Source organism: Planktothrix agardhii (assembly GCF_904830935.1).
In the GTDB taxonomy this organism is placed as follows: domain Bacteria; phylum Cyanobacteriota; class Cyanobacteriia; order Cyanobacteriales; family Microcoleaceae; genus Planktothrix; species Planktothrix agardhii.
In genome coordinates this window covers 4,578,924-4,602,421 of the sequence record NZ_LR882952.1, presented here as the reverse complement: position 1 = coordinate 4,602,421, position 23,498 = coordinate 4,578,924, and the positions used below count along the sequence as shown (strand labels likewise).

At 40.6% G+C, this 23,498-nt stretch carries 23 protein-coding genes, 2 tRNA genes and 2 pseudogenes; 17 read left to right on the top strand and 10 right to left on the bottom strand.

Features of this window, described 5'->3' with window-relative positions; genetic code table 11:
* Positions 1-198, top strand: coding sequence for a tetratricopeptide repeat protein (locus NMG88_RS21060; RefSeq protein WP_254035776.1), 198 nt, complete (start codon positions 1-3; stop codon positions 196-198).
* A gap of 110 nt (positions 199-308) precedes the next feature.
* Positions 309-950: an alpha/beta hydrolase gene (locus NMG88_RS21055; protein WP_254035775.1), complete on the top strand. Its 642-nt coding sequence runs from the start codon at positions 309-311 to the stop codon at positions 948-950.
* A gap of 216 nt (positions 951-1,166) precedes the next feature.
* Here the strand turns inward: NMG88_RS21055 and NMG88_RS21050 are convergent, their stop codons facing one another.
* Positions 1,167-1,610: an SRPBCC family protein gene (locus tag NMG88_RS21050; RefSeq protein WP_026787550.1), complete on the bottom strand. Its 444-nt coding sequence runs from the start codon at positions 1,608-1,610 to the stop codon at positions 1,167-1,169.
* Positions 1,611-1,809: 199 nt separating this feature from the next.
* Between NMG88_RS21050 and NMG88_RS21045 the strand changes: the two genes are divergently transcribed.
* Positions 1,810-3,480 carry a mechanosensitive ion channel gene (locus NMG88_RS21045; RefSeq protein ID WP_042156533.1) on the top strand — a complete coding sequence of 557 codons (1,671 nt, stop codon included), beginning with the start codon at positions 1,810-1,812 and terminating at the stop codon, positions 3,478-3,480.
* 311 nt (positions 3,481-3,791) lie between these two features.
* Positions 3,792-4,064, top strand: a complete 273-nt coding sequence (locus NMG88_RS21040) for a hypothetical protein (RefSeq protein ID WP_042156530.1) — start codon at positions 3,792-3,794, stop codon at positions 4,062-4,064.
* On the opposite strand, the gene NMG88_RS21035 is transcribed toward NMG88_RS21040, so the two are convergent.
* Positions 4,061-5,047, bottom strand: a complete 987-nt coding sequence (locus NMG88_RS21035; RefSeq protein ID WP_042156528.1) for a YdcF family protein — start codon at positions 5,045-5,047, stop codon at positions 4,061-4,063. The two genes, NMG88_RS21040 and NMG88_RS21035, sit on opposite strands and share 4 nt — an antisense overlap.
* A 25-nt stretch (positions 5,048-5,072) precedes the next feature.
* Positions 5,073-6,561 (bottom strand): annotated as a pseudogene (pap, locus tag NMG88_RS21030) (polyphosphate:AMP phosphotransferase).
* 172 nt (positions 6,562-6,733) lie between these two features.
* On the opposite strand from pap, the gene NMG88_RS21025 reads away from it, so the two are divergent.
* The 3 genes from NMG88_RS21025 to NMG88_RS21015 all read left to right on the top strand — a co-directional run bounded on the left by NMG88_RS21025 (position 6,734) and on the right by NMG88_RS21015 (position 9,481).
* Positions 6,734-7,405: a phosphatase PAP2 family protein gene (locus NMG88_RS21025; RefSeq protein ID WP_052369692.1), complete on the top strand. Its 672-nt coding sequence runs from the start codon at positions 6,734-6,736 to the stop codon at positions 7,403-7,405.
* On the top strand, positions 7,402-9,225 hold the full coding sequence (locus NMG88_RS21020) for an ArnT family glycosyltransferase (protein WP_052369691.1): 1,824 nt from the start codon (positions 7,402-7,404) through the stop codon (positions 9,223-9,225). Before NMG88_RS21025 ends, NMG88_RS21020 begins: the two co-directional genes overlap by 4 nt.
* Positions 9,226-9,399: 174 nt before the next feature.
* Positions 9,400-9,481 (top strand) — tRNA-Leu (locus NMG88_RS21015).
* Between the two features lie 9 nt (positions 9,482-9,490).
* Here NMG88_RS21015 and NMG88_RS21010 read toward each other — a convergent pair.
* Together NMG88_RS21010 and NMG88_RS21005 are read right to left on the bottom strand one after the other, a co-directional pair.
* Positions 9,491-10,405 (bottom strand): DNA cytosine methyltransferase, encoded by a 915-nt coding sequence (locus NMG88_RS21010; RefSeq protein ID WP_227351305.1) that lies wholly within the window; start codon positions 10,403-10,405, stop codon positions 9,491-9,493.
* Positions 10,406-10,417: 12 nt separating this feature from the next.
* Positions 10,418-11,143 carry a hypothetical protein gene (locus tag NMG88_RS21005; protein WP_042156522.1) on the bottom strand — a complete coding sequence of 242 codons (726 nt, stop codon included), beginning with the start codon at positions 11,141-11,143 and terminating at the stop codon, positions 10,418-10,420.
* Between the two features lie 73 nt (positions 11,144-11,216).
* On the opposite strand from NMG88_RS21005, the gene NMG88_RS21000 reads away from it, so the two are divergent.
* The 9 genes and pseudogenes from NMG88_RS21000 (at position 11,217) to NMG88_RS20955 (ending at position 19,347) form a co-directional block, all read left to right on the top strand.
* Positions 11,217-11,768, top strand: coding sequence for a GNAT family N-acetyltransferase (locus NMG88_RS21000; protein WP_042156520.1), 552 nt, complete (start codon positions 11,217-11,219; stop codon positions 11,766-11,768).
* Positions 11,769-11,920: 152 nt separating this feature from the next.
* A tRNA-Pro gene (locus tag NMG88_RS20995) sits at positions 11,921-11,994 on the top strand.
* Between the two features lie 293 nt (positions 11,995-12,287).
* Positions 12,288-13,082 carry a Tic22 family protein gene (locus NMG88_RS20990; protein ID WP_052369690.1) on the top strand — a complete coding sequence of 265 codons (795 nt, stop codon included), beginning with the start codon at positions 12,288-12,290 and terminating at the stop codon, positions 13,080-13,082.
* Positions 13,083-13,106: 24 nt separating this feature from the next.
* Positions 13,107-14,096, top strand: a complete 990-nt coding sequence (prmC, locus tag NMG88_RS20985) for a peptide chain release factor N(5)-glutamine methyltransferase (protein ID WP_235766109.1) — start codon at positions 13,107-13,109, stop codon at positions 14,094-14,096.
* Positions 14,097-14,139: 43 nt separating this feature from the next.
* Positions 14,140-14,739, top strand: a complete 600-nt coding sequence (locus tag NMG88_RS20980) for an L-threonylcarbamoyladenylate synthase (RefSeq protein WP_042156516.1) — start codon at positions 14,140-14,142, stop codon at positions 14,737-14,739.
* Positions 14,740-14,914: 175 nt separating this feature from the next.
* A complete protein-coding gene (locus NMG88_RS20975; RefSeq protein ID WP_227351303.1) occupies positions 14,915-15,832 on the top strand; it encodes a sensor histidine kinase in 918 nt (305 codons plus the stop codon).
* A 266-nt stretch (positions 15,833-16,098) separates the two neighbouring features.
* Positions 16,099-17,250, top strand: a complete 1,152-nt coding sequence (locus NMG88_RS20970) for a SpoIID/LytB domain-containing protein (RefSeq protein ID WP_254035774.1) — start codon at positions 16,099-16,101, stop codon at positions 17,248-17,250.
* Positions 17,251-17,437: 187 nt separating this feature from the next.
* Positions 17,438-17,887: pseudogene (locus NMG88_RS22615) on the top strand (zinc ribbon domain-containing protein).
* Between the two features lie 179 nt (positions 17,888-18,066).
* Positions 18,067-19,347 carry an HhoA/HhoB/HtrA family serine endopeptidase gene (locus NMG88_RS20955; protein WP_227351302.1) on the top strand — a complete coding sequence of 427 codons (1,281 nt, stop codon included), beginning with the start codon at positions 18,067-18,069 and terminating at the stop codon, positions 19,345-19,347.
* Positions 19,348-19,496: 149 nt separating this feature from the next.
* Here NMG88_RS20955 and ureA read toward each other — a convergent pair whose 3' ends face one another.
* From ureA to ureE, 5 genes are all read right to left on the bottom strand, one after another.
* Complete coding sequence (gene ureA, locus NMG88_RS20950) at positions 19,497-19,802, bottom strand: urease subunit gamma (RefSeq protein WP_227351301.1); 306 nt, start codon at positions 19,800-19,802, stop codon at positions 19,497-19,499.
* A gap of 27 nt (positions 19,803-19,829) precedes the next feature.
* On the bottom strand, positions 19,830-20,678 hold the full coding sequence (locus NMG88_RS20945; protein WP_227351300.1) for an urease accessory protein UreD: 849 nt from the start codon (positions 20,676-20,678) through the stop codon (positions 19,830-19,832).
* 125 nt (positions 20,679-20,803) lie between these two features.
* Positions 20,804-21,403 (bottom strand): urease accessory protein UreG, encoded by a 600-nt coding sequence (gene ureG, locus NMG88_RS20940; RefSeq protein WP_026787568.1) that lies wholly within the window; start codon positions 21,401-21,403, stop codon positions 20,804-20,806.
* Between the two features lie 51 nt (positions 21,404-21,454).
* Positions 21,455-22,144, bottom strand: a complete 690-nt coding sequence (locus tag NMG88_RS20935) for an urease accessory protein UreF (protein WP_042156508.1) — start codon at positions 22,142-22,144, stop codon at positions 21,455-21,457.
* A gap of 19 nt (positions 22,145-22,163) precedes the next feature.
* Entirely contained in the window at positions 22,164-22,601 is a 438-nt protein-coding gene (gene ureE / locus NMG88_RS20930) for an urease accessory protein UreE (protein WP_042156506.1), read from the bottom strand.
* Between the two features lie 233 nt (positions 22,602-22,834).
* Here ureE and NMG88_RS20925 point away from each other — a divergent pair, with 233 nt between their 5' ends.
* The gene (locus NMG88_RS20925) at positions 22,835-23,449 is read left to right on the top strand and encodes a hypothetical protein (protein ID WP_026797321.1); all 615 of its coding nucleotides are present in this window, start codon (positions 22,835-22,837) and stop codon (positions 23,447-23,449) included.
* Positions 23,450-23,498 lie beyond the last annotated feature (49 nt).

Genomic DNA, 23,498 nt, shown 5'->3' with positions numbered 1-23,498 from the left:
TTGGGGGTAATAGAACGGATTTTACTACTGTTTCCAGATTCACCCCATGAAAGACGAGATCGCGGGATTATGTACTACCATCTTCAGCGATGGAGAGAAGCACAGCAAGATTTAGAGAATTATTTAGAAATTCTACCGACGGCTCAGGATACTGCTATAATTCGGCAAATACTGGATCAGATGAGCCAGAATATCTAACAGTTTGAGAAGTCTCTATCTAAAGGAACCTAAATAGGGTTAAAACAGACCTATAGTATGGGACAACAACAGAACTGTGTTACTCAATTTAACTTGTGAGGAAGGAACAAATGAACTTAAATTCAGGACGTTGGTTTCGGGGTATTCGTAACCCCTATCAATTTTTTACGCAGGGTCTATCTAAATATATATCCCTGGGGTTAGCTATAGTATTGGGATTAACAATTAGTTTGGGAATATTTGCTCAACCGTCCCCGGCTATTGATGAATTAAGATTGATCTATGGCCCAGCAAATATATCCTTAGCCACTGCTGATTTACAAACCTTTGCTCAAACGGGAGAACAGTCTAATCAACTTCGTTCTATGATTACTTTAGCAAAACTGACTCCCGATCAGGTTGAGCAATTCCAGAAAGCACTGAATTTCTCTGTCAAAATTCCTAATAATGTTGTTAATGATCTACTAGATTCTACCTATGGCAGATTATTGGTAGGAGCTTTTAATCAATTTGTTTCTTCGGGAAGCACCATTGATATCGCGGTTGATAAAGTGATTACTGCTTTACGTGAATCCGCCGGGGATGGTCAACTTTCAATTTTGGAATTACTTCTAAGTTACCGAGGAATTACCGCAATTACGGTTAACGTTCAAAATCTGATCAATCTCTACAATGATGTTTATGCTTTAGGCGATCAGGCGATCGCTTTCCTAAAAGCTCAACCGGCTGTTCAAATGCGGCTTTGCAAATAATTGAACCTTTAATTTTTTAAACAGTAAAAAGGGGTTTTGACTATGAAGTTAAAAACTCCTTTTTATTTTAAGGTAACAGGGATCGCGGATTTAAGAGGATTTCACGGATTTCACAGATTTTAATCTGTGTTAATCTGCGTAATCCTCTTAAATCCGTGATCGGTAATGGGTAATAAACTGTTAACTGATGACTGTTAACTGATGACTGATGACTGATTAAAGATTTTCTGCTACTTGTTTTAATCGTTTTAATTGGGCTTCCATGTCTGCTTTTGTTAGAGCAGCAGCAAAGAGATTAAAACCGAATTTAATTAGAGGATTAGGGATTTCAAATTCAAATCTATTTAAAAGTTTAGTCCCTGGGATTTCCGGTACACATTCCCAGCGATCGCATCCTTTAAAATAGCCTTCAAATCCCCAAACAATTAACCCCGGTTCCCGTTCTAAAACCACTGTTTTTAAACTCGGTTGAAATATGGGAATTTGAATCAAAAATCGGCATTTCCCCCCCACAGTTGTATCCCATACATCAATCGGTTCACAGCGTAACATCGGATTCAACCATTGGTGCATCAGTTCCAAATCTGTAAAACACCGTTCCACAACCCCAGAATTGGCCGAAATTAAAATAGATTGTTCAAAAACTTGACGATATGGCATCATAACCTTCAAGCTATAGGCAGATTAATTTCATGGAAAACATGAAAGAATCTTAGTATAAACGAGGGGCGCATCAGAAAACAAAAAAAACCTTAAATTTTAGCGGTTTTTTCTGCCATTTTAACCAGACTTAAGATGCACTCTCGTTCAAACCACAGCGCACGAGTATCAAAACATCGAATAAGTTACTGGAACAATTATGAATAGAATCGATCAATTAATACCCTTTTGGGGAACGGACTTATCCTCCCTATCCCCCCTTTATTTTGCCCAGGATAACTCCTTGGCTATCCCTACCAATATTAATGACATAAAGCTTGGTCAAGCCTCCGTGGTGGATATTGCCTTAGCTTGTGCGATTCTACTGGTTGGTTATCTGATTGCCTTATTTGCTCAATCTTTAGTTAAAAGCTTGTTTAAAAAAACAGGCTTAGACAACCAAATTGCCAGTTGGGTTTCAGGTTCAACAGCACCAGAAGACAAACTTCCGGTAGAATCTTGGGCGGGAACCGTCGCCTTCTGGATTGTTTTTATCTTTGCGGTGGTTGCCTTTCTGGATAAGCTTCAGTTGACCGCAGCATCGACACCCCTAACCAATTTACTCAACCAAGTCACCAGTTATTTACCCCGAATTTTTGGGGCGACGATTTTAATTGCGGCGGCTTGGATTTTAGCCACTATTGCCCGAACTTTATTAATTCGATTGTTCCGAACACTTCGTCTGGATGAACGTTTAAATCAACAAGTTAGTGATAATGAGGTTGTCTCTCCCGACCAATTTTCCCTGAGTGAAACCCTAGGGAATGCCCTGTATTGGTTTGTGGTGCTGTTATTTTTACCAGCAATTCTCAGTACCCTTCAGTTACAAGGATTATTAGAGCCTGTTCAAAATATGCTCTATCAGATCCTGGCAGTTCTGCCGAATATTGTGGCGGCATTAGTAATTGCAGGTGCGGGTTGGCTGGTGGCTCAAGTGGTGAGTCGAATTGTTACTAACCTTTTAGCTGCTGTCGGAATTGATCAATTCGGAACTCGTTTCGGCTTAAATCAGGTCGCGGGGAATCAAAAAGCATCTTCCATTATTGGATTGATTGTTTACGTTTTAATTTTGATCCCTACCGCGATTTCTGCCTTAGAAGCCCTGCAAGTTAAGGCAATTTCTGAGCCAGCTATTTTAATGCTGACGGAAATTTTTAACGCCTTACCCCAAGTATTTTTAGCAATTTTAGTTTTAATTGCTGCCTATTTTATTGGCCGTTTTATCGCCAATTTGGTCACGAATATTCTGACCAGTGTGGGGTTTGATAATGTGTTTCGCTGGTTGGGGATTCATACTCCCGTATCTCCAATTGTTGAGGAGTATATTCCCACGGAAACCCCCGAAACCAATGAGTATACAGTCCCTCCTGTTTCTGCCCAATTAACCCAACGTACTCCTTCTGAGTTAATCGGAATTGTGGTGTTAGTCGGTATTATGTTATTTGCGGCGGTTACGGCAACGGATATTTTGGGATTAGCTGCTTTAACTGTAATTATCAATCAAATCATTATCATCGCGGGTCAAGTTTTGATTGGCGTGATTGTGTTTGGAATTGGTTTATATTTTGCCAATTTAGCCCATGATTTAATTTTAAGTTCTGGGACTCGTCAATCGAGTCTGTTAGCCCAGGCGGCTCGGATTGCCATTATTATCTTTGTCGGTGCCATGGCCTTACAACAAATGGGCATTGCCAGTGATATTGTCAATTTAGCTTTTGGTTTGTTGTTAGGAGCCGTGGCGGTGGCGATCGCTATTGCTTTCGGTTTAGGTGGACGAGATGTGGCGGGGGAACAACTTCGCAATTTCCTATCTAAATTCCGTAATGAATAATTAGGGTTAAATCTAGTCCCAGGGTTCTGCCTGAAACTAGATTTAAGTTTGATAGGACTTACCCAGAAACCGGGTTGCTGAACGAGAAATCCAGATTTCATTCGCAAAATCACCGGCCAGAAACCCGGTTTCTTTGGTCTTGTGCGTAAGTCCTGTTTGAGCTTCTGAAACAATTTGTAATCTTGGACTGTAGGGCTTTGGTCTCCAAATCTCTACAGATTTTTTTTGCTTAGGATTTGATCCAGAATCTTAGTCAACCCAGTTGTAGTTGATTAGCGAATCAGTACAAGACTTATACTTGGGTAAGCATCATGTCACATAAAGATCATGTCCCGGATCAAATTACCTGTAAAAGTATTAAACTAGCTGGCCCAATCCAGGGTAAAAAGATAGAAATTCAAGTTGATGTTAAACCTATTCAAGAGGAGCCAAAACCCAATTACAATTGGCAAATATTAGGATTTTTATTTTTAATTCTGTTTTCTTTGATTGTAATTGTGGGAAGTTCTGGCGAAGTAGATTCATTTTCAAATCCCTGCTTATCAGATCCTTCTCATCGCAATTCTCAAAATCCTAGATGTTAAATAGTTGGTGCTAACCAACCTCGGATAAAATAATAGAAGGTTAAAAAGTATTCATTCAAAACTCTTGTAGTTAGTAATAATGCTTCAGCACTGGGCGCGAAATCAGCCCCGGTAATGTGACGCAGATATTTTGTCTGATGAACAAATGTATAAAAATTTGTTGGAGCCGGAATTACTTTAAACCCAATTCGAGCAAAAGCGAGACTAGCTCGACGCATTTCTAGGGCGGAAGTCACTAGAATAATAGTTCTACCTAAATTGTGATTTTGCATAATTCGATAAATTTCAACGGCATTATTATGGGTGGTTCCGCCGTGAGTTTCTAAGATAATTCTATCAGGAGGAATCCCCATATAAACTAAAAGTTGTTTAACATCATTAGCTTCAACTAAGGGATTAACTAATTGATTACGGGGGCCAGCACTAACAATAATAAACGGGCCTCGATCCTGTCTAAATAGTTGGGCGGAGTAGGGAATGCGATCGCCTGTATCGGTTAATTGAATTTGTTTCCGATAAGGTAATTTCGGTTCGGTGGTTCCCCGTCCTAATAATACAATAGCTCCCGCCCTTTCTCCACAACATAAATCCGTTTGTACGGTTTTTAAAGCCACCTTTTCCACCTGTTGGGCTAACCAGTTAGCAAATACGGGGGTACTAGCTACAATTAAAATTAATAATGCTATTAAAATTAAACCCGGCCCAGGTTTATCAATTTTACCATTTTTAATAAAAATAGAAGCAATTAATAATAGCAAAATTGAAAAGCCAAGAGGTCTAAAAAGAATTGATAAAATTCCTAATACCACTGACCCAACTTGGCTATCTGGGAAAAATAAAGCGACAAGAATTAAAACTAAAACCAGGATAAATAATAAGCGATTAATTAAGCCATTATTCTTACTACCCAAAATTTCCCAGGCTTTAAATATAATGGCAGCAACTAGCAACAGAAATAAAATTCGAGTTAGAATAACAAACATTGGATTAGATAAATCTGGCCGGGAATTAATGATGTTTTAAATGATGGCGAATTGCATCAACAACGGTTTCAACAACTTTAACCCGAGCATAATATTTATCATTAGCTTCTACCAATGTCCAGGGCGCATTAGGGGTATGAGTCCGTTGAATCATTTGATTGGCGGCGACTTCATACAACGGCCATTTTTCCCGGTTTCGCCAATCTTCCTCCGTGAGTTTATGGAGTTTATAGGGGTTTTCTTTTCGCTCCTCAAACCGTTTTAACTGTTCTTCTTGGTCAATATGTAACCAAAATTTAACTAATACATAGCCCGCACTGGTTAACTGTTCTTCAAATTCATTAATTTCTTGATAGGCCCGCCGCCATTCTAATTCTGTAGCAAAACCTTCAACTCGTTCTACCAAAACCCGACCATACCAACTGCGGTCAAATATCCCCAATTTACCCGCCGGAGGTAAGCGTCGCCAAAACCGCCATAAATAATGACGGGCTTTTTCCTCATCTGTGGGAGCGGCAAAGGTGTTCACTTCATAACTCCGAGGATCTAAAATATCGGTTAATCGTTTAAATCGCCCCGCCTTTACCCGCCGCATCCCAACCTTCAAATAAAGCTAAAACTGGAATTTGTTTTTGATAGAGAATTTGTTGCAGTTGACCTAAATTGGCCTGTTGATGACGCAGTTGGTTTTTGTAGTCTTCTGGAGATAAAGTAACTTTCAGATTTACCGCCGCTAGGGGGTGGGGTTCCGTGGGTTCTAAATGGGTTTGGGAGGGTGTAAATACGGGGGGTAACTGAATATTTAAACGGTCTAAGGCTTCTTTAATTGATGCCACTACCGTTGATAATACCTTCACCCTGGCCCAGCGTTTACAATCTCCCTCTACCAATGTCCAGGGGGCGGAACCTGTCCCGGTATGAATTACCATTTCTTCCGCTAGACTTCTATAGGTATCATAATTTTTGGCCTGTTGCCAATCTTCAGGACGCACCCGCCAAGCTTCTAACTCGTCTTCTGAGGCTTTTTTCAGGCGTTGTTTAATTTCTTTTTTGCTCAAATGTATCCAAAATTTCACCATCACCGCCCCATCGTCCGCCAGTTGACGTTCAAAGGCGTTAATTTGTCGCATCGCCATTGGGACTTCCTGTTTTTCCAGGCGTCCAAATAAACGATCCTCTAAAACATAGGTATACCAACTATGGTAAAAAATACCAATACTGCCCTGGGGGGGTAATTTCTGCCAAAACCTCCAGAGAAAAGGATAGCGGGATTCTTCATTGGTTGATGGCCAAATGGGATGGACGGCAAATCCTCTCGGGTCCATATATCCGACCATTTTCTTCACCAGTCCCCCTTTTCCGGCGGAGGCCCAACCTTCTAAAACAATAATAATTGGTAATTTTTTTTCTCGACAGGTATGCTGAAGCGATCGCAACTCCTTCATTAAAGCCTCTATTTGGCTTTTGTAGCTTTCTTTGTCCAGTGATAAGGTTATATCTAGTGTATCTAGCATAGACTCTCCCATCCTAATGAAGTTCTAATTAGATATTCTAGTTCTTTTTCTCCGATACCTTGAAAACCTAAACAACTTTTTTAACTTCTGTTTTTTTTCGCATTGACCCAGTATTTCAACTTATTGTATAATCAAAAGTTGCTTAACTGCTGATCTGTAAACGTAAAAAATAATGCGTTTAACCTTAACTCATCAATTAATTGCGTTTAAAAAAGCAATTCCTCAACGGCAACTCTGGATTTGTTTAGCTATTTTATGTGCATTTATTTTACTGTCGATTCGAGTCTCGGTTAATGAGAATTTAGCTTTAGACCAAATTTTAATTCAAGTTCCCCATCAAATTTTTCCTGATAGTTGGGATGATTTTTTTAGATTTTTCTATTTATTAACTGGGGTAAAAGGAACGGCGGTAATTGTGGCTTTAACCTTGGTCTTTTTAGCCTGGAAACGGTATTGGATTGAAGCCAAAGTGTTAGCCTTTTCCACCTTGGGAATTTTAATTTTAGTCGATAGAATTCTCAAGCCAATGATTGAGCGTAGTCGCCCTTTGGATCGACTCGTAAAATCTGTGGGTAGAAGTTTTCCTAGTGGTCATGCGACGGGGAATATTTTGTTTTATTTTCTTATAGCTTATCTTCTCGCAGAACGTTATCCAAAATCGACTCCCTATATTTATGGATTCGCTACAATCTGGTTAATAATTATTGGGTTTAGTAGCGTTTATTTAAGATGTCATTGGCCTAGCGATATTCTGGCAGGTTATGGTTTAGGCTATATCTGTTTAACGATTAGTTTAGCTTGGTTAAAAGTTTCCCGTGAAAATCAAAAATTGAGAGAATCATGAATAGTAAAAAATCAGAATTTAATTCATACTTTAAAACAATTTGGGAATCCTGGGAAAACTACCCTAAGCTGACTTGGGGCATTTCTATTTTAGGATTATTTTTGTTAAGTGCGATCGCATTTTTAAGTCATTTAGGCGATATTGGTTTAATTGATAAAACTGAACCGATGTTTGTCGAAGCCGCCCGACAAATGCACCTAACAGGAGATTGGATTACCCCCTATTGGAATGGGGAAACTCGCTTTGATAAACCGCCCTTAATTTATTGGTTAATAGTAATCGCTTTTCAAACCGTTGGAGTAAATGAATGGGGGGCACGATTACCTTCAGCCATAGCCGCAATATTATCTACCTTTTTAGTATTTTATACCCTGCGTTATTTCGGTGGGTTGATATCTTTAGAAACGGAATCTGCTCGCACCTGCTCCCCCTTCAATTCCACCCGTCTACGGGGGGATATAGGGGGGGGAGCGTGGTGGGGAATGGCAATGATGACCTTAAATCCGGCTTGGATTGCTTGGGGACGGGCGGGGGTTTCTGATATGCTTCTAGCCTCCTGTATGACGATTTCATTATTAGCATTTTTCTTAGCTTATGCTCAACCTAAAACTCGCCAACAAAAAGGCTGGTATTTTATATTTTATAGTTTTGCAGCTTTAGCAGTTTTAGCTAAAGGGCCGATTGGAATTGTCTTACCGATTTTGATTATTGGGGGGTTTCTGATTTATACAAAACAATGGCAAAAAGTTATCTGGGAAATGCAGTTAATTAAGGGAAGTTTGGTATTTTTAATTATTGCTGTCCCTTGGTTTGTTTTAGTGACTATGGCTAATGGTCAAGCCTATTTAAACACATTTTTTGGACATCATAATTTTGCACGCTTTACCAGTGTTGTCAGTAATCATCCTGGCCCTTGGTTTTATTATTTTCCAGTAATTTTAGTGGCTTTATTACCTTGGTCGGTGTATTTACCTATAGCAATTTATCAGGTTAAATTTTGGCAAATCCAAGATTGGCGATCGCAAGATCGGTCTCAACATTTGGGCTTATTTGCTCTATTTTGGTTGGTAATTATCTTTGTATTTTTTAGTCTTTCAGCGACGAAATTACCTAGTTATATCTTACCCTCGATTCCTGCGGGCGTGATTTTAATTAGTTTATGGGGAAATCAACAAAATAATATTGAGTCTGAACATCCTAAAATTTCTCTACCATTTTTAATCACAGGTTTTGTAAATATTCTGGTGTTGTTGATATTAGCGATCGCTAGTTTTATTAGTCCTAAATTAGTCGGAGATGATACCCCCAATTTTTCCCAATTATTAGAAAGCAGTCATTTAACAACGGTATCAGGAATTATCTGGTTGATTGCTAGTGGAATTACTCTCTATTGTCTGATTAAACCTCAATGGCGACGGGCAGTTTGGGCGGGAAATGCCCTAGGATTCTTTGCATTTATGGCTTTAGTAGCTTTACCTGTAGGTCAATTATTAGATACTCAACGACACTTACCCCTCAGACAATTATCAACCACAGTTCGTCAAGTTCATCAACCGAATGAACCCCTATTAGTGATTGGGGTCTTTAGACCTAGTTTGGTCTATTATACCCAACAAAACATAGAGTTTATGACCTATAATATTCAGCAAAGATTATTAAAATTATTTCCTGTAAATACTCCCGTTGACACGATTTTAATTATCACCAGACCCAAAGATATAGCTAAACTAGGATTACAATATTCTGATTATCAATTATTGCAGGATCAGGGAGATTATCAATTAATTAGAATTAAAGTAAAGGTATTATTAAAACGGTAAGATTGCTGAAGAAATCTTCCTTTCAAGCCTATCTTGCTATGGGAATAGACTTTCAGTACCACTACCAACCCCAAATTTGCCGGATCTGAAAAAAATTTTAGAAAAGGGGTGACAGGTTGAGGAAGCTGTGCTATATTAGTAAGTTGACTGCAAGATTAAACGCAGTGTTCATAAGCGGATGTGGCGGAATTGGTATACGCGCACGTTTGAGGGGCGTGTGGCTTTGTCCTTGCGAGTTCGAGTCTCGCCATCCGCATTATTATTTTCAACCCGGATCAATACCTTGACATATATATTTCAAAAGGGTAGAAGCGACAAAAAAAGCCAAATTCACAGGAACGGAATTTCCGATCATTTGTTCTAAATTGGTTTTAGTTCCCAAAAATTTAAAAGAATCGGGGAAGGTTTGAATATAACTCCGTTCTATAGTAGATAAAGGTCTGATAGTATGTAGATCAATATCTTGCGGATCACCACTATGGAGTTTATAGTTGGGTGGTATCGGACGATTAACTCCTCTAATGGTGGGACTGGGTTCATCAATAGAAAATATCCCTCGTCGAGCATAGCTTCTGGGATGTCTATAATAATATTGAAGATTTAATCTATCCCCAAGATAATCTCTAATTGTCATTGGTTTTTTGGATAAACCCAATTTTAATAAATCTACCAAAGCATTATTTTTACCTGCAAGTTCACCTATTAAAAAAAAACGCGATCGCGATTGGGGTGTATTACAAAAAGACGCATTTAAAACAATGGCAGATAAACCATAACCATTGTTCAAAAACTGCTCAGATATTTGTGTCAGAATCGGACTTTTAGTTATTCTTGGCACATTTTCCATAACAAACCATTTAGGTTTAATGGCACAAACAATATTAGCAAAGTTATAAGTTAAATTAGCTCTACTACCATTTATATTAAGTTTGCCAGCACTAGAAAAATCTTGACATGGGGGGCCACCAATGATCATTTCAGGAGCAAGTTGTTGGATAATTTTGATGGCTGCAACTTCATCTGTGAGGTCTTGTAAAATAGCTAAATGATCAAAATTTGCTTGATAGACCTCTAAGAAAACACGATTATTGTCAATGGCTGCTAATATCTCAATTCCTGCTTGCTGAAAACCCAGAGATAGACCACCACAACCACTAAATAAATCGACAGCAGTAATCATGAAAATAACTGTTTAAAATCGTTCTCCCATTAACCGTTGTCGCATTCCCTCGGCAATTTTTTGACCAAGATATTCAGGAATCAAACTTTCATTTGGCCCCAATAAATATAAAATTAACCGGGTGCGTCCCCGCCAAACTAACAAATTAGCATTCACCACCAATAAATCCTCCTGCCAAATCGCATACATAACTTTATAAAATAATCCCGGTTGGTTATCCGCTTCAATTAATAACGCCGGGAGATGAAATACCGGGTCAACATAAAATTCTGTGGCCACATCCTCTAACCCAGCATCCAGGTTAAATTCCACCGCCAACATTTCTTCCACCTCAAAATGTCCCGCCAAGGCTTCTCGCACGGCCCGACAAACATTTTCCGAGGTTTTATCCGTGAGAGCTTTTCCTCCACGAGAAACCACTAACTTAATAAACACCAACATCGGCGGATAAATTTGGCCATACAAACTCAGACTATGAATTGTCAAGCCATAGGCCGCCAAAACCCCAAAAATATCGCTGAGTAAAAATGATTGATTCCGATAGGAAAAATGGAGGACACTTTTGTTACTGTCCGGCTGAATTTCAATAACAGCCTGCTTGGTTTGGTAAACTTGATAGGCCAGTTTAAGATTTTGCAATTGAATTTCACTACTGACAAATTGCTCATAAAACTGTGGAAACGCCCGATTGAAGCGTTTTAGGAGTTCTAAAGTTGAGGATTTTAAGCCCGGAGCCATAATTGAGGTGAAGGTACGGGAGATATACTATCTAATACGTTCATTGAAAATCTATTACCTTAACTACGCCTGCATGGGTTTTTGGAAAAACTTGTTTAGCAGTTCAGAGTCCTCCTCCTCGTCCTCCTGCCAGGTGGAGTATGAGGGGTATGAGGGTGGAGGCGAGGAGTCCGTATCCCTAAACTCTCGCCCGTCATCAAGTAATAATGGTCGCATTTTTTTTAGTACCGATCGGGACATTGATTTATATGAATTGGAAGAACTTTGCAATGCAGTCGGTTGGTCTCGGCGGCCCCTGCGTAAAGTTAAAAAAGCCATTCAGTATAGTTTCCTTGTAGTTTCTATGTGGCAAATTCGAGGGAATCAGCGACGGCTGATTGGTTTTGCTAGGGCTACATCCGATCATGCTTTTAATGCTACGCTCTGGGATGTGGTTGTTCACCCAGATTTCCAGAATAAGGGTATGGGTAAAGCCCTGATGAAATTTATCATCAAAAAACTCCGTAGCGATGATATCAGCAACATTACTCTATTTGCTGACCCTCATGTTGTGGATTTTTACCGAAATTTGGGTTTTATATCCGATCCAGAGGGGATCAAAGGAATGTTTTGGTATCCAGATTAAGCCTGGGTTGGCGGTTGAGGTGTTGAGGTATGGAGGTGTGAACAAATAACTGATAACCGACAACAGACAACCGACCCTAGCTTCTTCTGAATCAATTTTGCAATTTTTAATCCAATTTGTGTAAATCTAGGTTATACTCAGAAAAGATTAAACGGGATGTAGCGCAGCTTGGTAGCGCGCCTGCTTTGGGAGCAGGATGCCGCAGGTTCGAATCCTGTCATCCCGATTCTAAATTTTAACTTGGTTTTGATTAGTCTTGATTCTTTTTGTCCATCCCGTGATCGGTGTGTTAGGATGGGTCATGTTTAAGGGGCAGGCTGACTTGGATTAAAATTTTCTCTGGTTGATATTTCTTGAGATTTTGGGGAGAAAAACAACTCCTTTATCGTCAGTGCAACTTATCGGTGGTCAACATGACCCGGGTTCTGTGTTTAGCGTTACTCCTACTGCATCCCCCTGGGTTCAGTGGTACACACTGCATCTGCAATCTAAAAAATATTTAATTCAAAATTTGGAAACATGATCAGATCAATTGTTCGTTTGGGCGCGGTATTGGGAGTTGTGGGCGGTACGTTTTTACTAAGTCCTGATTCGGGATTACGTTTATTTAGCTTGATTCCGGTGGGAACTGAGCCAGCTTATGCAATTCCAGAAAACCAAATTCTAGAAAAACTTCGTTCGATTCCAGTTTTTACGATTACTGATACCCAGGGAGCCCCTTTAGTTGCGACTGTACCCCAGGGAGATAAAAAAGCTGCGGTCGCGGGTGTGTTTATTAGTCGCACGGATGCTGTGGCCTTTATCGATCGCTTAAAAAGTCGTGACCCCAAATTGGCTTCGACTATTCAAGTCACCACGGTTTCCCTGGGGGAAGTATACCGGATGAGTCAACAAGGTCAGGGTTCGGCGGATGAAGTTCAGTTTGCCTACGTCCCGGTACAAAAACAAGTGGATTTAGCCAAGACTGTTTTACAAGAAAATGGACAAGGTGTAAGCGAGTTTAACGGTGTTCCGTTGTTTATTGCTAAGGGTGGGCCGGATAATGGCTATCTGACGATTCAAAATGGTAATGAACAGGTGATCCCAATGTTCTTCTACAAAGAGGATCTGCAAAATATGTTGACTCAATTTAAAACTCAACAGCCTGATTTAATCTCTAACGTAAAAATTGATGTGGTTAACCTGGAAGGGTTGTTGGATGCTTTGAAAAAAGATAATGACCAATTCTTAAATCGGGTTGTCTTGATTCCGCCTCGTGAAACTTTGGAGTATTTACAAAAAAATCAACCCGCCCCCGCCCCCGCCCCTCGTTAATTGAATCAATCCGAGGAAACTATCATGGGGGAAACGATATCGGGTTGGCAACTGCAAGGGTGGATTGAACAGGCTCATGCTGAATGTGCCGCCTTTGGGGTTTCCCCTAATGAAATTCACTGGTTTCTCCAAGAGTTAGGGGGTTTGGATCGGTTAACTCTACGTTTACAAGCCTTCAAACAACAACCTGCGATTCCCCTTCTAGTTCCTTGGTCGGAATTAACTCAACTGTGGCAACGACGCTTGACTGAGCGTATACCTTTGCAATATCTTGCGGGGAGAACTTACTGGCGTCATTTTACGTTAAAGGTGTCTCCGCAGGTTCTGATTCCTCGTCCTGAAACGGAGTTAATTATTGATTTAGCTGTATCTGCTATTGAAAATATTGATAATAGTGGGATTTGGGTGGATTTGGGGACGGGAAGTGGTGCGATCGCTCTGGGTTTGGCTGATAGTTTTCCAACGGCTGAAATTCATGGTGTAGATACCAGTTTAGAGGCTTTGGCGATCGCTGAATCTAACGCTGAAACCACAGGTTTAAGTAGCCGTATCCAATTCCATCACGGGTCTTGGTGGGAACCGCTACAATTCTTAAAAGGACAACTAACGGGAATGGTATCTAACCCGCCCTATATTCCCTCTGATATTATTCCGACTTTGCAACCGGAAGTTGCCCAACATGAGCCAACTTTAGCCTTAGATGGTGGTGACGATGGTTTTGATTGTATTCGCTATTTAGTAGAAACTGCTCCCCATTATTTGCGCCCTGGAGGGGTTTGGATTGTGGAAATGATGGCCGGACAAGGAGAAGGGGTTGCCAGGTTGTTAGAGGCTCAAGGAAGTTACTCTGGGATTAAAATTATTCCTGACTTAGCGGGATTTGATCGTTTTGTTATAGCTTATAAGAAAAACAGTGATCCATCGGTTGAAACCGTGGCTACACAAACAAAACCCGCCTGCGCGGGTTTTAAACCCTTGATCAATAGTCCGCGTAGGCGGACTTCGCTTGTGTAGCCACGATTTCAATCGCTGGATCTCTTCGTTATGATTCAAATCTATGGTTCAAGTCTCTGTTGATGCTCTAATTGATATGGCAATTGCTGGTGAGGGTGTGGTTAGTTTCCCAACGGACACTGTACCCGCTTTAGCCACCCGTCCCGATCGGGCGGAATTGATTTTTCAGACGAAACAAAGGAGTCAAGATAAACCATTAATATTAATGGCCGCCACACCGGAAACATTATGGCCTTATGTGAATGGGACAGTTGAAGAATTATTAGTTTGGAAAAGTATCGCCCAACAGTATTGGCCCGGAGCCTTAACTTTGGTATTACCTGCTTCTGAAAAAGTTTCTCCGGCAATGAATCCGGCTGATCCGTCTACAATTGGGGTAAGGGTTCCGAATTGTGTGATCGCTGAATCTATTTTAGCCCGCACTGGCCCGATGGCAACCACTAGCGCTAATTTATCAGGACAACCGCCCCTGTTAACAATGGCTGAAATTAATACTCAATTTCCCGATGTTTTCACGTTATTTTCCTCGGAATTTGATCCAACTATCATCCCATCAACTATTCCTTCAACGGTGGTAAAATGGCAAAGCAATGGTCAATGGAAAATTCTAAGACAGGGTAATTTAGTAATCAGTAATCAGTAAAGAATAAATACTAATCTGTTGATTAACTTCGAGATTTCAAACGGTTGATCAACTCTTAACTCTTACCCCCTAGCCCTGCTTGGAAAAGGGGGAAACTAATTACTGATTACTGAAGTTGACCAATAACTGATCAACTCCTACACTGATAACTGATAACTGATTACTGATAACTGAAATGGGTTGGAATGAATTTTTATATTTAGGTTTTGGGTTGGGGTTAGGGGTCGCCCTAAATCAGCTATGGCTGGGAAAAGGCAAAAAATCGCCCGACCCAGTTGGGACGGATGACCCCTTGAAAAATGTCGATTATCAACAGCAGGTGCAAACCCTATCTTATCAATTGAAACAAACTCAACTTGCCTATCATTCGGCGACGGAATTGAGTTTATTTAAAGCGGGGTTTTTGGCGCGGACGTCCCATGAGTTGCGATCGCCCCTTAGTAGCATGATTGGTACGTTACAAATAATTATTTCCGATCTCTGCGAGAACCCAGAGGAGGAGCGAGAATTTATCAATCTCACCCACACATCAGCGTTGAAAATGGTGAGATTATTAGATGAAGTGATTTCTGTGGCTAAAACAGAATATGGCACAGATACTATGGATATTCATGCCATTGGGTTAGCAAAACTCATGGATGAGGTAGAAGATTTAACCTGTATGCAGGCGGAAAATCGTAGTATTAGATTAAAAATTGATCCTCCTGATAGTGATATTTATGTGATGGCAGATTTACCTCGACTGCGACAAGTTTTAGTCAGTTTAGTGGATACTGCGATCGCTCAAATGACCGAGGGAAGTGTGAATGTTTCTGCACATCCTTCTCCCGAAACGGGATTTGTGCATATTTGGGTTGATGATCAACGTCCGGTTAGTGCTTGGAGTGAGTCTTGGGATTTATTAAAATCCACATTAGATATTGATCAACCTCCGTTTGAGCAAGGAACTTTATCCCCAGGAATGCGGCTGTTGATGAATCAAACTTTATTGAGTTTAATGAAGGGTCGTTTAGAAATTTTAGCGATTCCTTCTGAGGGAGAAGATTCTAATTTTAATCGGACTCAATGTTCGATTCCCTTAGCAAAACCCTAACTGAATTAGAGACACGGCTTAATTCTTGTCAGCTATTAATATATTTTTGTTACCCCAATTGCTTAATTTTTAAGCCTTTTCCAGAACCCCTATACCTTTTAGCCCCCTTGTAAACCGTCAGCAATATTACTTTAAACTATCCTATCTCTAAAAAAGTTGCCAGTATTTTTTGAATTAGCCCTCCCCTAAAGTTAAAATCTCTAGGGGAGGGTGTTTTGGTTTGGGAAGTTGTGATAGATTAGTCGGTGCTGGATCTGATCGAGATTATGGTTTGTTCCCTGACCCAACCTCAGAATACTTTTACTAACTCCGTGCAACGTTTCAAACGCTATGGGTGGGCGACATTGCTGATTTGGTTCTGTCTGGTTGCCCCGGCCCAAGCCCAATTATTATTGCGGGTCGCTATTAAAGACGGTGCGAATCAGGTTAAAGTCGGTAGCACCACCCAGGCTGTTGTCCGAGATGGCAATGGTAAAGTCCTAGGGGAGTTGGCAGCGATGGGAGGCGGTGTCGCCCAAGCCAAAGCCGGACAGGTCGCCCTGGGCAACTGGCAAGGTTCCCAACTCTGGATTGACCCCAGCAATGGGGGGAATGTGTGGATAGGTAATGGTTGGTATCGAGGACGGGTGTTATTAGTGCCTCGGAATGGCGGTTTAACGGCGATTAATTATGTTGATTTAGAAGAATATCTCTATAGTGTTCTGGGGGCGGAAATGGATAGCGGATGGCCCCAGGAAGCCCTGAAAGCTCAGGCGGTGGCGGCGCGAACCTACGCTCTCTACAGACGTCAACGCAGCAATGGGGTTTTTGATGTTGGAGATGATCAAAATTCCCAGGTCTATAAAGGTTTAATTACTGAATCCACGGGAACTCTGGCGGCGGTGAATGCGACCAGGGGACAGGTTTTGACCTATAACGGTCAAGCCATTTTGGCGGCTTTTCATTCGGCTTCTGGGGGACATACCGAGAACGTTGAGGATGTCTGGAATGAACCCTTACCCTATTTACGGGGAGTCCCAGACTTTGACCAAGGAACTCCGGTATTTGAATGGACAAAAACCTTCTCACAAACGGATTTAAGTAAACGGATTTCTGGTGTCGGGAATATTACGACGATGACTCCGCAACGGACTTCGGCCTATGGTAGTATTCTGGCGATGAAAGTAGTTGGGGACAAAGGGGCGCGAGTGATGAGTGGGGATGATATTGCCTCAGCCCTGGGACTTCGTAGCACCCGGTTTCAAGTGAATCGAAAAAGTGGGACGACCAGTTTTCAAGTCACGGGTCGTGGCTTTGGTCATGGGGTGGGTTTAAGTCAATGGGGGGCCTATAATTTGGCTCGGGGTGGATACAATTATCAACAAATTCTAGCCCACTATTACCGCAATACGACCTTAGCAAAAATTGATGTTCGCTAACCGTAGTGAGTCCTTCAGGACTCTCTTATGATATTTAAAGATGGGGAATAAGCCCTGAAGGGCTTACAGGTAACGACCGAGAAAGCCCACGACTTAAGGCGTTGGGATGAATCGGACTGTCTATGCGCGGGGCAGTCAAGATTAATTAATTGTATGTTATACTATTAATACTAACACCAAGAAATAAATGCTGGTACTAGAAGTAAAGTTGAGCGGAAAAAATTGGCAGTATGAGGCACTGGATGAAGCTATTCGTACTACTAATTTTGTTCGTAATAAGGCTTTAAGGTAATGGATGGACAATCGCGGTGTTAGCAAAAACGACCTGCAAAAACTTTGTGCCACTTTAGCTAAGGAATTTGAATGGGCTAAAAAACTTAATTCTCAAGCTAGACAAGCTGCTGCTGATCGAGCTTGGATGGGAATTTCTCGGTTTTATCAAAACTGTCAAAAACAGAAACCCAAATGTCCTAATTGTGGATTAGCTGAACATCGGGATTTAAACGCGGCAAAAAATATTTTAGCCAGAGGATTAGGATTAAAAAATACGGTGGGGCACACCGAAATTTCTACGCTTGAGGAGACTGAACCTCTGGCTAGTTCTGAGCAATCAGAATTGGTTAAGTGCGGTCATTGATTCAAGAATCCCATCGCCTTTAGGCATGGGAGTGTCAATACGGGATACGGATTAAATCTTCATCTCCGTGTCATATCTTTGCCACAGTAACGTCATATTCACCCTGTAACTTAAAGAATATCGGGGTAAAGCACTAAACAGTTCTACTCCCATAAATCCTTATAGATAGAGGTATTACAATGAAATCTGATTTTGATGCTTTAAATTCTCCCCTAGAGTCTTCTCGGTTGGAATGGACGGAAACACCCCGTCCGACTCAACGCCCGAGAACTCAATCTTTAACATCTTTATCTTTAGTTTTATTAGGGGTAGGGGCAGGAATCGCTGGGATGTCTATTCTGCCTCAACTCCAACGCCCTCAACCCAGCCCCCCGACGGTGACATCCCCCGTACCCCCGACCGCCCTCCCCGCCCCGGTCAGTGCCAAGCAGGGGACAATTGCTACTCCTGACCTGGTGGCTTCCGTGGTACAGCATTTCGGGCCGGCTGTTGTCCGAATTAATGCGACCAAAACCGTTGAAAATCAGATGCCACAACAGTTTAATGATCCCTCGTTTGAACGTTTCTTTGGTTCTCAAATGCCCAATGCTCCTAAACAGGAAATTGTTCGGGGTTCCGGGTCAGGATTTATTGTTAATTCCAATGGTAGAATTATTACTAATGCTCACGTTGTGGATGGGGCAACAAAGGTATCGGTTGTATTAAAAGATGGTCGTCAATTTGAAGGAAAAGTAGTTGGTACTGACCCGGTAACGGATGTTGCTGTGATTGAAATTCAAGCGGATAATTTACCGACTTTAACTATTGGTAATTCTGAAACTTTACAACCGGGGGAATTAGCGATCGCTATTGGCAACCCATTAGGATTAGATAATACTGTAACTGTTGGTATTATTAGTGCTACAGGTCGTTCGGGAAGTGAAGTTGGCATTCCCGATAAACGAGTTAGTTTTATTCAAACCGATGCCGCTATTAATCCGGGTAATTCTGGTGGGCCGTTACTGAATCAAAAGGGTGAGGTAATTGGGATGAATACCGCCATTATTCAAGGCGCCCAGGGCTTAGGATTTGCGATTCCGATTAATCAAGTTCAACGCATTGCGGATCAAATTTCTACCACTGGAAAAGTTGAACATCCCTATTTGGGAATTCAAATGGTCACGCTTTCTCCTGAAGTCAAAGAAAGTTTAAATCAAGATCCCAATAGTCCGATTAGTGTGAATGAAGATCAAGGAGTTTTGATTGCCAGAGTTATGCCCAATTCTCCCGCCCATCAATCAGGATTACGCGCTGGAGACGTGATTATTCAAGTGGATAATATCGCAGTTACTAAAGCCGATGAAATCCAACAAATTGTTGAAAATGTAACCGTAGGAAGTCAGTTAAAAATGCAAATCAAACGTCAAGGTCAACCCCTAAATTTAGACGTAAAAACCGGAGCTATCCCCATTAATCAGTAATCAGTAAACTGTATATTCTAGCCAGTGAGGACACTGGCACTACAAGGATTGTACGATTATTCATGAATTAGTCTTAGTAGCTTAAATCCTTGTAGTGTGAGCGTCCTCGCTCACTAATATACTTTGGCAGGAATACTTTTAGATATTTACTAATTGCTGATAGGATCATGAACCGTAACTAATTTTGTTCCATCGGGAAAAGTGGCTTCAACCTGTACGTCATGAATCATTTCAGGAATCCCCTCCATAACATCTTCTCGCCTTAAAATTGTTTTTCCATAACTCATTAATTCCGAAACCGTTTGTCCTTCCCTTGCTCCTTCCAAAATAGCAGCCGTGATATAAGCAACAGCTTCTGGATAGTTTAATTTTAGTCCTTTTTCTTTGCGTCTTTCTGCTAATAAAGCAGCCGTAAAAATCAACAACTTATCTTTTTCTTGCGGGGATAATTGCATAGATTTATGTTAATAATTTTTCAAGGATTAAAGTTGCCAGACGCGGGGTTTGACAATTGATTTTCCCGTATAATTTTGACGGAGCAACTGCCAAACATCCGTAAACCAGTTTATCACCTCTTGGGTAGAATTTCCCCGATAGCGACAGAGTAATCCTGATATTAATTGCGTCACTCCAGCTTGACTAGAAGTTTCTCGCTGCGACCACAATTGTCTGATATTTTTCACAATATCTTCAGAAACAGGTTGTCCCACCCAAGTTAAGGTGGCAATTACAGGTTTTCCCCCCAAACCATGGGGACTATTCAATATTTCTTCATTCGCAATAAACCCCTGTCGATCAACCCAAACTGGACAGCCATTCTGCCAAATTTCCGTACAGGATTTCCATTGTCCTTGGTTGAATATTTCTCCCCTAGCTGTACGTCCAAACCGGGTAATTTCCCATCCCAAATAACAAGCATTCGGGGCTAAATTCACTCGAAGATTTTGACTAAAAATAGCTCCATTAAAGATAATCATTTCCCTGGGAATAAACTCTAAATAGGCTTGTTCTTGGATTTCAATATTAATAGTATTTTGGACGGTCTCTCCCGAACTTCGATAAATTTTACTGGCTGCGGGAGTAGTTAATAAAACCTGGGTTTCCGGCTGTAAATTAATGGTTTGGGATAGGCGATCGCCGCCTACCATTCCTCCGGCAGTATGTAATATTATACTATGGCAAATCTCCTGACCTTCAGGATAAAAAGAACGCTGAATCTTTAATGGAGCTTGACTATAGGCTTTAACTAACTGAGTAGAATTATTGATTTTTTGATAATCTAACTCTAATATTCCTTGCCATTGCGAGGGATTAATTTCTAAATTTTTCATAAAAGTAGTAAGCCCTTTAGGGCTTCTTCAAGTTTTTATCGTTACCAAACCAATAATTATACATCGTTATTAATATTAGTTTTTACTATTAAATCTAGGGAACAAAGAAAGCCCTGAAGGGCTTACTACGGGATTAAGTGGGATTTAATAAATTTGATGATAGCATCTAATCCTTGTTGGGTTTTTAGGTTTGTAAATACAAAGGGTTTGTTTCCTCGCATTTTTTTCGCGTCTCTTTCCATGATGCCTAAATCTGCACCGACTAAGGGCGCGAGATCAATTTTATTAATTACTAATAGATCGGATTTGGTAATTCCTGGGCCACCTTTACGGGGAATTTTATCTCCGGCGGCTACATCAATAACGTAAATAGTAATATCCACTAATTCTGGGCTAAAGGTAGCGGCTAAATTATCCCCACCACTTTCTACAAATAACAAATCTAAATGATTAAATTTGGTTTCTAATTGTTCAATAGCTGCTAAATTTAATGAAGCATCTTCCCGAATAGCTGTATGGGGACAACCTCCGGTTTCTACCCCTAAAATGCGATCGCTTTCTAAGGCTTGGGAATTAACTAAAAATTGAGCATCTTCTTGAGTATAAATATCGTTTGTAACTACCGCTAATTGATAGGAGGTTCGCATTTGCTTACACAAAACATCAACTAAGGCTGTTTTTCCCGAACCTACTGGCCCAGCAATTCCAACTCGTAAACCAGACATAAAATTAAAACTAAAATTACCCATATTAATTATAGCATAAATTTAATAAAATCAACTTCTAAATAATCGACTATATTGGGTTTCATGGGCCATGCTTGCTAATGCTAACCCCCAATTACAACTCACTAAATCCTCATCTTCTAATTGTAAAATAGCTGTAGCTGTTGATTCTATTTCCGGGTGTAATTGTAAGAGTAAAGTTTGACCCATAGTTTGACCTAAAGGAATTAGTTTTACCCCAGCATTAATTAAATTAGTCGCCCAACTATAGAGATATCCCAGTAAAGCATTTTTGAGATCAAGATCCCAATATACTGCACCTAGTCCAAATGCGATCGCATAATTACAAGGTTTGCCCACTTTTTCCGTCCAATCTTTCAGATCAGGTAATTCTAAATCTGTTTGTTTTACCTTTTCCAAATTAACTAAAAGCTGGATTAAAGTATTTCCCATCTGCCAACTTTGTTGTCGAAATTCCGATGTTTCTTTCGCCGCCGTTGACCATTGATTCCAATAACTAAATTGGTGATAATCTTGATTAATCACACAGCGATAAGCCCGAACCATTAAGGCAGCTTCTAACCGAATTGCGCCATAATTCAAGTCTTGAATTAACCACTGTAATAAACTAGAATGATCAGTAATAACTTGAGTTTCCACTAAGGTTTCTAAACCTTCAGAATAACTATAAGCACCCAAAGGTAAAGCCGGACTTGAAAGTTGTAATAAATTTAAAATCATTATTCGTAATTCGTAATTATTAATGCTCGTGTCCATAAGCTCCCCGTTCAGGATAAAAAGGAGCAATTTCTTCTTGAATTGTTAATCCTTGATGCACTAACATTGAAGATAGTACAGGATCGGGGGAAAATCGTAAATAGTCGGAGGTAATTTCTAACCGAACATGACGATTTCCTAAATGATAAGCCGCTTTTAATAAATCGAGGGAATGGTTAGCCCTGACTGTAATAATAGGTTCAGGTTTAGCAATCACTTTTGCCCAAATATCTTGAGCATCAGAGGTTAATAAATCCCCCGCTTTTAAAACTATTCCCCTAGGAAGACGAAGATAATAGGTTTTACCCTCTAAGGTTTCAATATATTGACGGGTTTTTGTGCGTTCTTCTGCGGTTAGAGCCAGATTAACTGTAACCTGTTGATGCTCTTTCTCTGGAATTAATTGCGTAAAAATAATCATAATTGTAGGTGATTAGAACTAATAGAATAAAGTTTAAATCAATCTATTAATAAATTCCTCGTTGTTGTGCTTGAGCACCGATTTCAAGAAGGGCTAAAGCCCAACAACTTTTATATCACAATAGGTTATGCCTTCAGATAGATGAATTTAGGCCAGAATTTTAGGTACATTTAATTTAATCATCTCATCTAAATCAATTCGTTTTTAATTGGGATAAACTTTGGTAAAAATTTATGAATAATCGACCTTTAAATCAGCCCCATTCTAATCGGGATAATCCTGACCCAGTAAGGGATGAATCTATTCGTCAAAATGAAAGAACTAAAGTTAATAATGACATAGCTTGGAGTACCATAATTGGCATAGGAATTGCTGTATTATTATCACTGGGAATTGGTTTTCTAGTTTGGCCTAGTTTATTTAAACCCGATGACTCCAAAGCTCCAACCGTAGGGCCAGGACAATCGGAACTTAATACTCCCAAAACTCAAACCCCAGGGCGAGATACGGTAATTATTGAGAAAAATCGAACTCAAGTTGTTCCTGTTCCCGTGCAAGTCCCCCAACCTAAGCCCAATGTTAACGTAACAGTTCCTCCGGCGGCTCCTCAAGCTGCTCCTAATGTTAATGTAACAGTTCCTCCGGCGGCTCCTCAAGCTGCTCCCAATGTTAATGTAACAGTTCCTCCGGCGGCTCCTCAAGCTGCTCCCAATGTTAATGTAACAGTTCCTCCGGCGGCTCCTCAAGCTGAACCCAAGAAGGACGAAGTATTACCAGAAACCAATTCTAGTCCCACTTCTGAGCCTTCTCCCCCAGCGTCTGGAGACACCAATGGGTCTGGAAATTAAGTAATGGGTAATGGGTAATGGGTAATGGGTAATGGGTAATGGGTAATGG

Bases quoted from the DNA above. Each gene is read 5' to 3' on its own strand.
- NMG88_RS20990 (WP_052369690.1), top strand. From the start codon at position 12,288: ATGATCAGATCAATTGTTCGTTTGGGCGCGGTATTGGGAGTTGTGGGC.
- NMG88_RS21035 (WP_042156528.1), bottom strand. From the start codon at position 5,047: ATGTTTGTTATTCTAACTCGAATTTTATTTCTGTTGCTAGTTGCTGCC.
- NMG88_RS20975 (WP_227351303.1), top strand. From the start codon at position 14,915: ATGGGTTGGAATGAATTTTTATATTTAGGTTTTGGGTTGGGGTTAGGG.
- ureE (WP_042156506.1), bottom strand. From the start codon at position 22,601: ATGATTATTTTTACGCAATTAATTCCAGAGAAAGAGCATCAACAGGTT.
- NMG88_RS20980 (WP_042156516.1), top strand. From the start codon at position 14,140: ATGGTTCAAGTCTCTGTTGATGCTCTAATTGATATGGCAATTGCTGGT.
- NMG88_RS20935 (WP_042156508.1), bottom strand. From the start codon at position 22,144: ATGATTTTAAATTTATTACAACTTTCAAGTCCGGCTTTACCTTTGGGT.
- NMG88_RS21000 (WP_042156520.1), top strand. From the start codon at position 11,217: ATGGGTTTTTGGAAAAACTTGTTTAGCAGTTCAGAGTCCTCCTCCTCG.
- NMG88_RS21020 (WP_052369691.1), top strand. From the start codon at position 7,402: ATGAATAGTAAAAAATCAGAATTTAATTCATACTTTAAAACAATTTGG.
- NMG88_RS21045 (WP_042156533.1), top strand. From the start codon at position 1,810: ATGAATAGAATCGATCAATTAATACCCTTTTGGGGAACGGACTTATCC.
- NMG88_RS20945 (WP_227351300.1), bottom strand. From the start codon at position 20,678: ATGAAAAATTTAGAAATTAATCCCTCGCAATGGCAAGGAATATTAGAG.
- NMG88_RS21055 (WP_254035775.1), top strand. From the start codon at position 309: ATGAACTTAAATTCAGGACGTTGGTTTCGGGGTATTCGTAACCCCTAT.
- NMG88_RS21005 (WP_042156522.1), bottom strand. From the start codon at position 11,143: ATGGCTCCGGGCTTAAAATCCTCAACTTTAGAACTCCTAAAACGCTTC.
- NMG88_RS20925 (WP_026797321.1), top strand. From the start codon at position 22,835: ATGAATAATCGACCTTTAAATCAGCCCCATTCTAATCGGGATAATCCT.
- ureG (WP_026787568.1), bottom strand. From the start codon at position 21,403: ATGTCTGGTTTACGAGTTGGAATTGCTGGGCCAGTAGGTTCGGGAAAA.
- prmC (WP_235766109.1), top strand. From the start codon at position 13,107: ATGGGGGAAACGATATCGGGTTGGCAACTGCAAGGGTGGATTGAACAG.
- NMG88_RS21025 (WP_052369692.1), top strand. From the start codon at position 6,734: ATGCGTTTAACCTTAACTCATCAATTAATTGCGTTTAAAAAAGCAATT.
- NMG88_RS21050 (WP_026787550.1), bottom strand. From the start codon at position 1,610: ATGCCATATCGTCAAGTTTTTGAACAATCTATTTTAATTTCGGCCAAT.
- NMG88_RS21010 (WP_227351305.1), bottom strand. From the start codon at position 10,405: ATGATTACTGCTGTCGATTTATTTAGTGGTTGTGGTGGTCTATCTCTG.
- ureA (WP_227351301.1), bottom strand. From the start codon at position 19,802: ATGCAATTATCCCCGCAAGAAAAAGATAAGTTGTTGATTTTTACGGCT.
- NMG88_RS20955 (WP_227351302.1), top strand. From the start codon at position 18,067: ATGAAATCTGATTTTGATGCTTTAAATTCTCCCCTAGAGTCTTCTCGG.
- NMG88_RS21040 (WP_042156530.1), top strand. From the start codon at position 3,792: ATGTCACATAAAGATCATGTCCCGGATCAAATTACCTGTAAAAGTATT.
- NMG88_RS20970 (WP_254035774.1), top strand. From the start codon at position 16,099: ATGGTTTGTTCCCTGACCCAACCTCAGAATACTTTTACTAACTCCGTG.